General features: G+C 63.3%; 13 protein-coding genes. 8 read left to right on the forward strand and 5 right to left on the reverse strand.

Features of this window, described 5'->3' with window-relative positions; all coding sequences use genetic code 11:
- Positions 1 to 2 precede the first annotated feature (2 nt).
- On the reverse strand, positions 3 to 425 hold the full coding sequence (locus QMZ25_RS14035; protein ID WP_180875923.1) for a PAAR domain-containing protein: 423 nt from the start codon (positions 423 to 425) through the stop codon (positions 3 to 5).
- A gap of 310 nt (positions 426 to 735) precedes the next feature.
- Between QMZ25_RS14035 and QMZ25_RS14040 the strand changes: the two genes are divergently transcribed.
- The 3 genes from QMZ25_RS14040 (at position 736) to QMZ25_RS14050 (ending at position 3189) form a co-directional block, all read left to right on the forward strand.
- Positions 736 to 1113, forward strand: coding sequence for a DUF4180 domain-containing protein (locus QMZ25_RS14040; protein WP_283219817.1), 378 nt, complete (start codon positions 736 to 738; stop codon positions 1111 to 1113).
- Between the two features lie 94 nt (positions 1114 to 1207).
- On the forward strand, positions 1208 to 1972 hold the full coding sequence (locus QMZ25_RS14045) for a hypothetical protein (RefSeq protein ID WP_164153001.1): 765 nt from the start codon (positions 1208 to 1210) through the stop codon (positions 1970 to 1972).
- Between the two features lie 140 nt (positions 1973 to 2112).
- Positions 2113 to 3189 carry a Shedu immune nuclease family protein gene (locus tag QMZ25_RS14050; RefSeq protein ID WP_283219818.1) on the forward strand — a complete coding sequence of 359 codons (1077 nt, stop codon included), beginning with the start codon at positions 2113 to 2115 and terminating at the stop codon, positions 3187 to 3189.
- A 57-nt stretch (positions 3190 to 3246) separates the two neighbouring features.
- On the opposite strand, the gene QMZ25_RS14055 is transcribed toward QMZ25_RS14050, so the two are convergent.
- On the reverse strand, positions 3247 to 4029 hold the full coding sequence (locus QMZ25_RS14055) for a 3-hydroxybutyrate dehydrogenase (RefSeq protein ID WP_283219819.1): 783 nt from the start codon (positions 4027 to 4029) through the stop codon (positions 3247 to 3249).
- Positions 4030 to 4157: 128 nt separating this feature from the next.
- On the opposite strand from QMZ25_RS14055, the gene QMZ25_RS14060 reads away from it, so the two are divergent.
- The 3 genes from QMZ25_RS14060 to QMZ25_RS14070 all read left to right on the forward strand — a co-directional run bounded on the left by QMZ25_RS14060 (position 4158) and on the right by QMZ25_RS14070 (position 7943).
- Complete coding sequence (locus QMZ25_RS14060) at positions 4158 to 5537, forward strand: hypothetical protein (RefSeq protein ID WP_283219820.1); 1380 nt, start codon at positions 4158 to 4160, stop codon at positions 5535 to 5537.
- A gap of 253 nt (positions 5538 to 5790) precedes the next feature.
- Complete coding sequence (locus tag QMZ25_RS14065; RefSeq protein WP_227255387.1) at positions 5791 to 6063, forward strand: nucleotide pyrophosphohydrolase; 273 nt, start codon at positions 5791 to 5793, stop codon at positions 6061 to 6063.
- A complete protein-coding gene (locus QMZ25_RS14070; RefSeq protein ID WP_283219821.1) occupies positions 6060 to 7943 on the forward strand; it encodes a DUF2075 domain-containing protein in 1884 nt (627 codons plus the stop codon). Before QMZ25_RS14065 ends, QMZ25_RS14070 begins: the two co-directional genes overlap by 4 nt.
- 66 nt (positions 7944 to 8009) lie before the next feature.
- Here QMZ25_RS14070 and QMZ25_RS14075 read toward each other — a convergent pair whose 3' ends face one another.
- A complete protein-coding gene (locus QMZ25_RS14075; RefSeq protein ID WP_283219822.1) occupies positions 8010 to 8741 on the reverse strand; it encodes a hypothetical protein in 732 nt (243 codons plus the stop codon).
- Between the two features lie 98 nt (positions 8742 to 8839).
- The gene (locus QMZ25_RS14080; RefSeq protein ID WP_283219823.1) at positions 8840 to 9679 is read right to left on the reverse strand and encodes a type 1 glutamine amidotransferase domain-containing protein; all 840 of its coding nucleotides are present in this window, start codon (positions 9677 to 9679) and stop codon (positions 8840 to 8842) included.
- Positions 9680 to 9775: 96 nt separating this feature from the next.
- Here QMZ25_RS14080 and QMZ25_RS14085 point away from each other — a divergent pair, with 96 nt between their 5' ends.
- Together QMZ25_RS14085 and QMZ25_RS14090 are read left to right on the forward strand one after the other, a co-directional pair.
- A complete protein-coding gene (locus QMZ25_RS14085; RefSeq protein WP_283219824.1) occupies positions 9776 to 10699 on the forward strand; it encodes a LysR family transcriptional regulator in 924 nt (307 codons plus the stop codon).
- Positions 10700 to 11242: 543 nt separating this feature from the next.
- Positions 11243 to 11599: a hypothetical protein gene (locus tag QMZ25_RS14090; RefSeq protein WP_283219825.1), complete on the forward strand. Its 357-nt coding sequence runs from the start codon at positions 11243 to 11245 to the stop codon at positions 11597 to 11599.
- Positions 11600 to 11634: 35 nt separating this feature from the next.
- On the opposite strand, the gene QMZ25_RS14095 is transcribed toward QMZ25_RS14090, so the two are convergent.
- Positions 11635 to 12300: hypothetical protein (locus tag QMZ25_RS14095; RefSeq protein WP_283219826.1), on the reverse strand; the 666-nt coding region annotated here is incomplete at its 5' end.

Genomic DNA, 12300 nt, shown 5'->3' on the forward strand with positions numbered 1-12300 from the left:
ATTCATCTCCGCAGGTAAGCGGCACCGCTCCTTGCCGCCGCCAGAAGGCATTCCCGGCAGACCGGCTCCTTTGGGGTCGAGTGCACCGTGAACTCGTCGGGCGGTGGCGCGGGAGCCGTGGCATCCCCTTCCGACGTGGCAGGTGCCAACGCACCAGCAGCCGCGATGTGGGCCGTCTGCTGGGCGCCCGCCAACAGGCTGCATCCGCAGGCCAGCCGATCGCCGTCGCGCGCAACCGGCTGCCCATCCACAATCCAGGAATCGTCCCCGGTCACGATCGGAAAGATGCCCTGATGCTTGGGGCATGTCGCGCGGTCGGACATACGTGCTACGGCGTGCCCGTTGATATCAGTAAACGCAGAGCCCGTGATAACGCGCCCTCCGCCACTGGTTGCATCCCCGACGACCACAATCAATCGACCCATATCAGTTCCACACGAAGCAGGCACCGACCTTTCCAGCCAGCTGCGCGAAGCTACCGAAGCCGATGACAGGACTTCCAGGCGCGAAACGGCGGCGATCTACCTGCAATCCCGCAAGTGGATGAGCCACAAGGAGAATTCTGGAATCGTGTAAACACAACCACCTCTCACATGCGGCAGAATGCGTCTCCAGTGAAGGGCGAACACGTCACCATGAGCGAGCAGCCGGCCTGATCGACCCAGAACGTCCGCAACAGGGGCCGCCCTAGCTCGCTCCCTCCCCCACCCCGCTCAACGCACACCTCCCCCCCCCATGCACCCGCACCTGGAAAAGATCGGCGACACCACCCTCCTGCGCGTCCATGACCAAGGCCGCGTGCTGGATGCCAACGGCCTGCGCGACCTCGTCGGCGACGCGCTGGGTCACCCTGCCGAGTGGATCGTGGTTCCCGTGCAGCGCCTCTCTCCGGACTTCTTCGAGCTGCGCTCCGGCATGGCCGGGCAATGGCTGCAGATGCTGGTGAACTACCGCCTGCACTTCGCCGTACTGGGCGATGTCAGCACCTACCGCGCACAGAGCGAATCGCTGGATGCGTGGATCACCGAGTGCAATCGCGGCCGCGAGGGCTGTTTCGTGGCCGACTGGGACGCGCTGCTGGCGCGCCTTTCGGCCCCGGCCAGCGTGGGCTGAACGCCGCCCCCACGCTCACTCTCGCCGAACCCGGTTCCGACTGCACTCCGCCGCGCAACACAGCATCACTGGCAGGCTCCCCAGGCGACGTTCGATGCGTGCTTCAGACGCAGATTCCCTGCACAGCAAAGTGGCGGCGGTCACGCTCGGCTTCTGGGTGATGAAGATCGCCGCCACCACCCTCGGCGAGACCGCCGGCGACCTGCTGTCGATGACGCTCAACCTGGGCTACGTGGCCAGCTCGGCCATCCTGCTGACGGTCTTTGCCGGCCTGTTGGCCCTGCAGCTGTCTGCACGGCGCTTTCACCCAGTGCTGTTCTGGTCGGTGGTGCTGGCCACCAGCACCGCAGGAACCACAATGTCCGACCTGCTCGACCGCACCCTGGGGCTGGGCTACGCCACCGGCGCCAGCCTGCTGGCCGGCTGCCTGGCGCTGGTGCTGCTGGCCTGGCGCATGTCAGAGAAGTCGATCTCGGTCAGCAACATCGCATCGCGCCGCGCCGAAGGCTTCTACTGGACCGCCGTGCTGTTCTCCAACACGCTCGGCACCGCGCTGGGCGACTTCCTTGCGGACGATTCCGGGCTGGGCTTCACCGGCGGCGCACTGCTGATCGGCAGCCTCATCGCGCTCACTGCACTGGCCAGCCGCATCAAGGGCATCAACCGGGTCATCCTGTTCTGGATCGCCTTCGTGCTCACCCGCCCGTTCGGCGCCACCTTCGGCGACCTGCTCACCAAGCCGCTGGAAAAGGGTGGGCTGGGCTTCGGAACGGTCGGCTCGTCGCTGGTGCTGTTCACCATCCTCGTTACGCTGGTGGCGCTGCCGATGTTGCAGCGGCGTGCACAGCCGGTCCAGTGACTGGATCGACTGAGTATCCCTGGCCGTTGATTCCCAACTGTCGTCCTCATTGGTGAAATCTGTAAGGGAATCCCCGATTGTGTGCCAAACATAAGACGCACATTGTTGACACTCCATGGAGGAGCGAGAGCAATTGCAGAATGAAGATTGTAGATACGGTACTCAGCTACGCAGGCGACTACCACCCGCAATCCAAAGGCATGTGCCGCCTACGGGTATTCTCCGGGGATGACGGCCCGCGCGTTCTCATCACGGATCTTGGCCCATGCAACAACGGGCGGTCCGTTACCAATGCCATTGAAACGATCGTGGAGCGAATCGAGGACAGCGGGCTGGCCCTCGGTGCGACCGTTTATATCGAACACTATGAGAGACCTGACCCGGAGCAAGACACCTTTGACCAGGTGCGAGTCTCTCCAGGGGTCAACTGGCAGTCGATCTCGAGAGAGGCTGCAATTGCCCTTCTGGGTTGTAGTCCGGAAGAGCTTGAAGACCGTACCGAACACAACAAGCGAATCGTCGGCAGGACCGAAACGCTCAGGCTCTCCACAAGGCGATTTGATGGTTCACCCTGGCCCGAGTCTCCCGAAGTCATCAAGCGCAAGCTGGAGATAGCAGACGGCATGATCTCGCGCTCCTCTGTGCGCGCACTCGTCGAGGCTGGAAGTGGTGAACGCGAGCTCCAACGCTTGCTCAAGAGCGATCTATCGATTGTCGCCGAAGCGTTCACCTCACCAGATGACGAGTACATCTGCTTTTCAGAATTTCCCTTTGGCGACGGCTATGTGGATTTCGCCGTGTTCACCGGTCGCTCGCGCATGGACGTCGTCCTGATCGAGGTCAAGGGAGCCGAATTCAACCTCGTCAACAGCAACCACTATCAGGAATTCAACCACAAGGTACTGGAAGCCGCAGGCCAGCTCCGCAACCGCCTCGGATTGTTCTATCGCAACCCGGAGCCCATCCGCTGCGAGCTGCACCGTATCCGCGCGGAAGCCGAGCGCGGAAGTTCGCTCCACAATGCATTTCTCGGCCCCGAAGCCCCTCTTGAGGTCGATCCCGATAAGGACATCAACATCCGCCCGGTGATCATCGGCGGGAGAACCCAGAATGACCTGGAAGAGAGCCGCAAACGCCACGATTACGAACGCGGAACGTCACCCCAAGTGCGGCTTGAATCGTGGGACACGTGGTTGCGCCGAATCCAGCGGGACTGAACCCACCATCCAGCTGGCAGTCCTATCCCATCCCCGCTTTGATCAGGGTTCCCGCTGCTAGCGCGCGGTCCAGCCCCCATCCACCGGCAACGCTGTGCCGGTGATCTGGGCGGCGGCGTCCGAGGAAAGGAACACCACCATTTCTCCCAGCTGCTCGGGGGTGACGAACTGCAACGAGGGCTGCTTTTCGGCCAGCAGCGCACGCGCGGCAGACTCCTGATCGATGCCCTCGCGCTCGGCCAACGCGGTGATCTGCTGCTCCACCAGCGCCGTGCGCACCCACCCCGGGCAGAGGGCATTGGCGGTGATGCCGGTGCCGGCATTCTCCAGCGCGGTCACCTTGGTGAAGCCCACCACGCCATGCTTGGCCGCCACATAGGCCGACTTGTTCACCGAGCCCACCAGCCCATGCGCCGAGGCGATGTTGATGATGCGGCCGGCGCCCTGCTGCTTCATGTAGGGCAAGGCCGCCGCCGTGGCATGGAACACCGCCGAGAGATTCAGCGCCAGGATCGCGTCCCACTTCTCGACAGGAAATTCCTCGATCGACGCGGTGTGCTGGATGCCCGCGTTGTTCACCAGGATGTCGATACGCCCCATCCTCGCGACGGCGTTGGCGATCATGTTCCGTACGGCCTCGCCCCGGGACAGATCGGCGCCGTCATGCGCCACCCGCACACCGAACTCCGCTTCGAGGTTGGCACGGAGGCTCTCGATCTGCGCCGCATCGCCGAAGCCGTTCAGCACGATGTCGGCGCCCTGTCGCGCCAGCGCCGTGGCGATGCCAAGACCGATACCGCTGGTGGAGCCGGTAACCACTGCGACCTTTCCGTTCAACATGGGCAAGCTTCCATCACGTGCAGGGGGCCAGTGTAGCTCCGCAACTGCACGCCACGCGTGGATGCGCCCCTCTCGGCAGGAATTCATATTGGCTCTATAGTCGGCGCCATCCACCCAAGGATGGCTCGATGAACCCCAGCAAGGCCCTGCTGCCGGCGGCCCTCGCCGCACTGCTCGCTCCTGCCCTCAGCCAAGCCGCATCGCCCGAGCAGCTGGCAACGCCGCTCACCACTGGCAGTGTGCGCCTGGATATCGCCAGTGGCCGCGTGGAGGGCGATGCATGCCTGTCCAATCGCCCCGCCGACGCACAGGGCCACTTCGTGCTCAATGCCGGTCTGAACGTCGCACGGGTCACCGATGACGAGGGCAAGCCGGTCGGGTTCGATGGCTGGTACGACCCGGGCGTGGATGGCGAGGCGCGCGTCTACACTCTGGCCGAGCCCACGGCCACGCTCTGCGTGCAGTACGTGGGCGCGTTCCCGCTGTACCCGAAGCACGATGCCATGGGCGACTTCAAAGGCATGATGGCCTTCAACGGCGACAGCGCCCGTTTTACCGAGCAGTCTGCATGGCTGCCTCAGGCGTTCGACCCCAAGGCCCGCGTGCGCGGCAGCGAAAGCCGCTACGACCTGCAGGTGGACTGCCGCGGCTGCCGCTTCCTGTACCTCAATGGCAGCCCCGCCATCGAAGGCACGCAGGGCCGCTTTCGCAGCGACAACGCGCGGCCCATCCTGCTGTTCGGTGGCAGCGGCCCGATCACCCACACCGCGCAGGTCACCCTCCTCAACGAGAGCCTGCCCACGCCCAAGGTCGACGCGCTGTCCCGCGTCGTGCAGCAGGTGGCCGACGTGCACGCGCGCTACATGGGCGTGCCGCTGGCCGACCGCCCCACCTTCCTGCGCATGGTCACGCTCAACCAGGCCGAGCGCGACCGCGACGGCAGCGAATGGGGCTTTGCCACCTGGCCGACCATCGCCATGAGCGGCAGCATCGGCAACGTGGCCGATTCGCTGCTGGCCGGCGGTGAACAGGCCGAACGGCGCGTGCAGTACATCGCGCACGAAATGGGCCACTACTACTTCGGCACGCTCAACCGGCCGCAGGGGCCGTACTACTGGGTGCTGCTGGAATCCAGCGCCGAATTCCTGTCGATCAAGGCGCTGCGTCAGATCAGTGGTGACGCTGCGGCGGACCACTATGTTGCAAGGTTGCAGGCCACCGTCGATGCGCTCGATACGCCGCTGCCGGCGCTTGATGCCGTCGATGGCCACTCGGACCTGGGCGAGATGTATCGCTACGTCTATGGTCCGTTGCTGCTACTTTCGCTGGAAAAGCAGGTGGGTGAGGCGAAGATGCAGGCCTTCATGCGCGGGCTGCTGGCCGCGCCTTCACCGAAAGACTGGGCGGAGCTGCAGGCCATTGCACTGAAGGCCAGTATCGATGCCGAGGCCTGGCAGCACTGGCAGGCCAGCTGTGTGGCAGGGGGCAGGCCGAGGTGTCGGGGCTGATGCCGGGACGGGCAATCATCGCCTGATCGCATCACCAACAAGGGCGCCCATTGGCGCCCTTGTTGATTGCAGGGGAATCAAGGCCGAAATGTCGCTTACGCCCCACTGGCATGGGTAGAATTGGCCAAACCCTGTCGTATAAGGCCATGCCATGGAACACCCTCTTGTCGAGGTTCGGGGCGCTGCCCAAGCGCTCAGGGAGTTCGCCGAAGCCCGTGACTGGGCCCAGTTTCACTCCCCCAAGAATCTTGTCATGGCCCTTTCCGGCGAAGTTGGAGAGCTGAACGAGATCTTCCAGTGGATGACAGAGGCCGACTCGTTCAAGGCGGCGACTTCGGAAACCACCGCCAAGGCCGTACGCGATGAAGTTGCCGATGTAGCCCTGTACCTCATCCGGCTGTCGGACGTGCTCGGCATCGATCTGAACGAAGCCGTCAGCAGCAAGCTGGCCACCAATGCCGCCAAGTACCCGGTGGACCTCTCGCGGGGCGTCAGCACCAAGTACAACAAGCTGTCGCAGCCATGATCGTCTACCAGGCAGACAAGGCGTCCTTCCTTCGCCAATGCAACGACGAGGAGATCGAGGAGGTCATCCGCGCCAGCTTCAAGGCGGCGACGAAGGGCGACGTAGGCGAGTCCGAGATCCGTTCCTGGCGCGAGTCGCTTCGGTACGTCGCGCGTGCACTCACCCATCACTCCATTCCCGATGACATCGGTGTGGCCGTGGAGTTCATTCTTCCCCAGTCGAAGAAGCGCATCGACGTCGTCCTGACCGGTCGCTCCGAGGACGGCTCGCCCCACGTCATCATCGTCGAGCTCAAGCAATGGTCCGCCATCAAGCCGACCAAACGCGACGCCATCGTGGAGCTTCGCGAAGGGCAGTCTCTCGTTCACCCCAGCTATCAGGCGTGGTCCTATGCTGCGTTCCTGGAAGGCTTCAACGAAGCGGTCCATGAAGGAAAACTCCAGCTCCACCCCTGCGCCTACCTGCACAACTATGTGCCGGACGGTGTGATCGATTCGCCCCACTATCAGCCCTACATCGAACGTGCCCCGCTCTTCCTGAAGAGCACCTGGGACCTCGAAAAGCTGCGTGGCTTCATCAGTCAGCACACCAGCAAAGGCGATGGCGCGTCCGTGCTTGCCGAGCTGGAGAATGGGCGAATCCGCCCTTCCAAGGCGCTCGCCGACGATGTGCATCGGCTGTTGAGGGGAAATAGTGCCTTTGCGCTGCTTGATGAGCAGAAGCAGGTATTTGAAGCCGCCAAGGCCGCGTGTGCCCAAGCGCACGCCAGCGGAAAGCCCCGTGTCGTCATTGTTGAGGGTGGCCCGGGCACGGGCAAGTCGATTGTCGCGGTGAATCTTCTTGCCGCGCTTCGCGATGGGTTGACCGTCAAGTACATCTCCAAGAATGCGGCACCTCGCGCCGTCTACAGCAACACGCTCATCCAGAAGCCCGAGAACGCCCATCTGGTGCATCTTTTCGGCGGGTCCGGCTCCTTTACCGAGTCGGCACAGAACGCGTATGACGTGTTGGTCGTGGACGAGGCACACCGCCTTACCGAGAAGAGCGGGTTCTATGGGAACCTGGGCACGCACCAGATCCAGGAACTGATAAATGCCGCACTATGCAGTGTGTTCTTCATCGATGAAGACCAGCGCGTCACGCTGAAGGATGTCGGCACCAAAGAGGCCATCCGGGACTTCGCGATTGCCCGTGGAGCGACGGTGGAGGAATACGTACTGTCTTCGCAGTTCCGTTGCGCGGGTTCAGACGGCTATCTGGCGTGGCTGGACGATGTACTGCAGATCCGGCCCACCGCAAACACAACGCTGGACGAGAACAGCTACGACTTCCAGGTATTCGATGATCCGTCCGCGCTGCATGCCGCCATCGAAGCGAGGAACACCGTCAACCGTGCGCGCGTTGTGGCCGGCTACTGCTGGCCTTGGAACAGCAAGAAGAACAGCAAGGAGATGGACATTGTCATCGGCAGCTACCAGCGCCAATGGAACCTCAATGACGACGGAAGCCTCTGGATCATCTCGCCGGACTCGATCGACCAGGTGGGATGCATCCATACCTGCCAGGGTCTGGAAGTGGACTACATCGGGGTGATCATCGGGCCGGACCTCGTCATGCAGGACGGCGTGCTCAAGACCGTGCCGCGCGCGCGGGACCGGCACGACAAAACCATGAAGGGTTTCGTGAAGCTGTCAAAGGCTCATCCCGCCCACGCCGCTGAACTCGCGGACACCATCATCAAGAACACCTACCGCACCTTGATGACCCGAGGGATGAAGGGCTGCTACGTCTACGCGACCGATCCGCAGGTTGCCGCCTACTTCAGGGCCCGACTGCAGTCCGTCGCCAGCGTTGAGCACGCTGTAGAGGTGGAGGCCTGAGCGCCTCCACCTGACAGGCCATCAGCGGTAGATTCACGCGGGGCGAAGATGCTCCCCCTCAACCCATCACTTCCAGTGACCCGGCCCCAGAAACGGCAGGCTCAACACAAACACCGGAACCGCCACAGGAATCAAAGCGGCGCCCAGCACCTTGCCCGCCGCTGACCCCACGCCCGGCCCGTCCTCCCGCTCCGGCAGGATACGCTCGGCGCGCGCGTTGATCGGCTGCGCCAGCGCCGCCTTCTCCGCCAGCACCGCAGCGTCCGGCAGCTGCACGCGTTCGCCATCGCCCTCGAACAAGGCGCTGTAATAGCTGCCACCCTTCTTTGAAAGAGCGCAGGCACGATCAAAAGCCAGCGAGTAACGGCTCCGCTCCAGCGGCAGGTAGTAGCGCGCGCGCTCATCGACCACCTTGGCTTCGCGCGGTGTGACGTCAATCCGTTCCAGCCTGAACTGCGCTGCGTGTTGCGGCGTCACCTGCTCCGGCCGCAGCAGCAGCGCGTAGCTGCCATGCACCTTGGCCTTGTTGGCCGGGTCGCGCCAATCCTCGTGGAAGTACATCTGCGCGCACACCACCGCCTCGCGCAGCGGGCTGTCCATCAGGGCGCGGTAGTCACGGAACGGCGCCGCATCGAAGCGCATCGGTTCGTCGTAGCGCGGCAGCAGGTACAGCTGGCCATCGTCGGCCACGAAGGCACCGGTGATTTCACGGATCGAGGTATGCTGCTCCGGGCCACTGGCGCACCCGGACAGCAGGCCCAGGCACAGAGCGGAAAGAATGAAGAAGGACGTACGCATGTCGTGTCGAGGGCTTCCCTGGCAAAGGGCCTCGCCAGAACGCGCGAGGCCAATCCGCCATGGTGCCACGCCGGCCATCACGCGCCCAATCCACCGGCTTACTTCAGCCGTTCAAGCAGCCGCTGCCCCACTTCCAGCGCCGAGGCCGGGTTCTGCCCGGTAATCAGCTCGCGGTCCACCACCACATGGCCGGTCCACGGCGTGGTGTTGCTGCTGAACTTCGCACCCGCCCGCTGCAACGCGGTCTGCGGGTAGAACTTCATCTCGCCGCCGCCCAGCAGCGGCTTGGCCTGTTCTTCTTCCTGGTTGCTGATCACCGTCATCCGGTAGCCGCTGTAGATCCACTTCGGCGTGGCCGGCATGGCGCCCGCGTCCAGCTTCGCGACGAAACCTTCTGCATCCGGCAGCGTGGACAGCAGCGTGATCGGCCCGTGGCAGACCAGCGCGGTGGTCTTGCTGCGCTGGTGGAAGTCGGCCAGCAGCCGGCCCAGCGCCGGGCTCTTCAGCAGGTCCTGCATCGGCGCGTGGCCGCCGGGAATGTAGACCGCATCGAAACGGGCGTAACCCTGCTGCTCGATGCGCGCCAGGCTGACCACCGGCGAGGCCGTCGGCGAGGTCAGCGCCAGCTTGTCCAGCAGATCCTTGTGCAGCGTCAGCTGTGCGGCATCGTTGCCGAAGTACGCGGGCGTCACCGAGGACGCATCCACCGTCGGCGCCCGCCCCTGCGGCGTGGCGAAGGTCACCGCGTGGCCCGCGTCCAGCAGCAGCTTGACCGGCTGCATCAGCTCGTTGAGATAGAAGCCGGTGGACAGCACCTTGCCGTCCTTCAGGTCCAGGTGGTTTTCATCGGACAGCACCACCAGCACGTTGGCGGCGTGGGCGCCGCTGGCGGCCAGGGTCAGGGCCAGCGCTGCGGCCAATCGGGTCATCAGGTTCATGGGAAGCTCCTATCGGGGAATGGCCGCCACTTTGTTCATCGCCCCAGCGGCGATAAATTGGCCACATCGCAAAACATCTGTTCCCCGGAGAGCCAAATGAGCCGCAAGTTCGACTATCTGGGCGATGTGGAGGTGTTCCTGGCGGTGGTGGAGCACGGCTCGTTCACGGCGGGCGCGGTGGCGCTGTCCACCACGCCGTCGGTGCTGAGCCGCGCGGTCACCCGTCTGGAAGCGCGGCTGGGCCGGCAGCTGCTGCAGCGGACCACCCGCCGCGTGGGCCTGACCGACGCCGGGCGGCTCTATCGGGAACAGGTGCGCACGGCCTTTGGCCTGCTGGACGACGCCGAGCGCGACGTACAGGGCCAAGACGGCGCGCTGGCAGGCCGCGTGCGCCTGAGCGTGCCGACCACCTATGGCCACTACCGGCTGCCGCCCGTGCTGGCGCGCTTTGCGCAGCAGTACCCGCAGGTGCAGGTGGAACTGAACATCACCAACCGCAATGTGGACCTGGTGGCCGAAGGCTTCGACCTGGCCATCCGGCTGGGCCAGCTGCCGGACAGCGGGCTGGTGGGGCGGAAGCTGGAAGACGCGCCATTGCTGCTGGTGGCCGCGCCGGACTACCTGCAACGCCGTGGCTCGCCGCAGACGCTGGACGACCTGCAGCAGCACCTGTGCCTGCCCTTCGTGATGCCGCGTACCGGGCGGTTGGCGCCGTGGATCTTCCGCGACAGCGGGCGCGACGTGGACTGGCTGCCGCGTTCGTCCATCGAGACCTCCGACGATGTGCTGGGCGTGGTGTCGCTGGCCGAACAGGGCATCGGCATCTGCCAGAGCTACGAGTTCATCGTGCGCGAGCGGTTACAGCGCGGGCAGCTGGTGGAGGTGCTGCCGCAGCTGCGGGGGCGGTCACGGCCGTTCTCGGTGATCTATGCGCCGCATCGGCGGCAGTCCGCGGCGGCGCGGGCGATGATTGAGTTGTTGGTGGGGAATGCGGGCGCGGTTGAGGAAGGTGTTCGTTGAGGAGCGCTGCCTGCTGGCGGTGTCGTGATTGAACCGATTTTTCAGGTGCGCGGGTGATCGGGCAGCGTCGCCAGCGGATTTTGAGCCGAAAGGGGTGTTAAGAAGGCTGTCGCGCTATTCGCTTGTGGCGTGGGCGATTGCGCCAGTTTTATTCGCAATCAGCAGGGTGACTGCGCGAATGCGTCTGGCGATGTCGCGTGCTGCACGAATGGTGCGTGCCACAATAGTTCTTCGCTCTCGATTCCTGCGAATTCTTCGGGAATTTCTATTGGCATTCGGAGCGACGGCGTAAACACCATGGCGCGCCACCGACAACGGGTGGCCGGGCGTCCAAACCCGAGACAGAGAGTTGTTTACGCTTACCCGTCGGCACCGTCTTAAACCGGTGCCGGCGGGTAATCCGTCGGCCTTTATGGCGGGCGGTGCGTGGGGGTCTCCGGACCCGCCGGTCTTCTGACAACTGTCTGTCCCGGTTTGGAACCCGCACCGTCCGCCACCCTCTTCGCGGTGGCGCTGTTAAGTACAGCCAGGGAAGCCGACGCCATGAACGATTCCGAGAACTTCTCCTCGTATACATCCGTTGAGCCCATCAACGACGACACCCCACCGCCCGACCTCAACTCCCTGATCGGCATCCTCAAGCGCATCCGCCGCTGCGAAGGCGCGGACGGGCTGCCCTGGCCGGAGAACGATGTGTTGCCTGGACGGCGAGTCAGCCTCGCGAGGAGTGAGCGCGCGATGGTGGGGGCGCTGACGGTGCTGGAGGTGCTGCACGCCGCGGATCGCTGCCGGGTGGCTGCTGACCCGGAGCGGCATTTGGATGAAGGGGTGGTGGATGGGTTGTTTCTGGCTTGCCGGGGGTTGCTTGAGTGGGCTTGTCGGGAAGTGAGGCCCGAATAAGAGCTCAGTTCGACCACCGTCCCACCGGCCAGGATTTATGGCCTTGGCGGTAACAAACCCCCAATTGCCCTGAGACCATGGCTGAGCATTGCCGGAAAGCCTCGGACTACGGACATGTATTCCTTCTTGTCCCCTCCGAATGTCCTCTCAAAATGCAGACTTCGCATACTCGACTTGAGAACACCCTCAAAATTTTCCAAGGATCTCTTCTTGGCGATCAGTGAGCTCGAGCCCTCAAGCGTCTTTATCAATGCACAACCTTCGTCGTAGAGCCAGGGAAGCGAATTTTTGTAGGTGGCAAGTGCAATACGAATACCTATTGAATAACTTCCCTGACGGTACATCTGATCGACATCATCTGAGAAGTGGCGAAAACTCAGCGGCCGACTGTAACTTTCGACATCACCAAGTGACATCCGCATTGGAAGATCCTGAAACATCACCTTGATCTCCTCAAATAGCTTTGCTGAAGAATTATCAGCTTCAACAGCCCCCTTCTTCTTCTCCGATAGAGGCGAAACTCCGATTCTTCCCATTATTCCGTTCACAGTCGCCCTGAATTTTCCGACTTGAAACTTTATGGTTTCTCGATCGGGCTCGGACCCAGGGATTCTATTCACCAATTGAAACACCAACTTCGTCAGAGACTCCTCATCATCTGCGCAGTTCTGAAACTGAGCAAAGGGACCACTTGAAACAGA

Origin of the sequence: Stenotrophomonas sp. RS-48, from assembly GCF_030053245.1 — a bacterium.
Lineage (GTDB): Bacteria > Pseudomonadota > Gammaproteobacteria > Xanthomonadales > Xanthomonadaceae > Stenotrophomonas > Stenotrophomonas maltophilia_P.